The organism is Vibrio sp. 378, from assembly GCF_033339435.1.
On record NZ_JAWOUO010000981.1, the window covers coordinates 1 to 557 of the forward strand.

General features: G+C 44.7%; 1 protein-coding gene. It reads left to right on the plus strand.

Translation table 11 applies throughout. The features are described from left to right. The coding region (gene cmoA / locus R7Q48_RS29915; protein ID WP_318134020.1) for a carboxy-S-adenosyl-L-methionine synthase CmoA at nucleotides 1–522 on the plus strand (522 nt) is incomplete at its 5' end. Between the last annotated feature and the right edge of the window lie 35 nt (nucleotides 523–557).

Sequence of the window (557 nt, forward strand, 5' to 3'; positions counted from 1 at the left end):
GCTACGCTGTCTATGCGTCGTCATATCAAGCAAGAAGGCTGCAAAATTATTGCAGTAGACAACTCTCCAGCGATGGTTGAGCGTTGTAAGTTACACGTCAACGCTTATCGCAGCGACACGCCAGTAACTGTGGTCGAAGCCGATATTCGTAATATCGAAATTGAAAACGCATCTGTCGTGGTATTGAACTTCACGCTCAAGTTTTTATCACCAGAAGACCGTTACGCGCTGCTTGAAAAAATCTACGCGGGCCTGCGTCCTGGTGGCATTTTGATTCTGTCAGAGAAATTCGTTTTCGAAGATGAAGTGTCGAACGAACTACTCATTGATCTTCACCACGATTTCAAACGTGCCAACGGTTACAGCGAATTGGAAATCAGCCAAAAACGTAGCGCAATCGAAAACGTAATGCGTCCGGACTCTAAAAAAGACCACAAAGAACGTTTCGCAAAAATTGGCTTCTCTAGCTACGACGTTTGGTTCCAATGCTTTAACTTCGGTTCTATGTTCGCGATTAAGTAAGGTTCGCGGTCAAATAGAATTCGCGACCAAGTTAC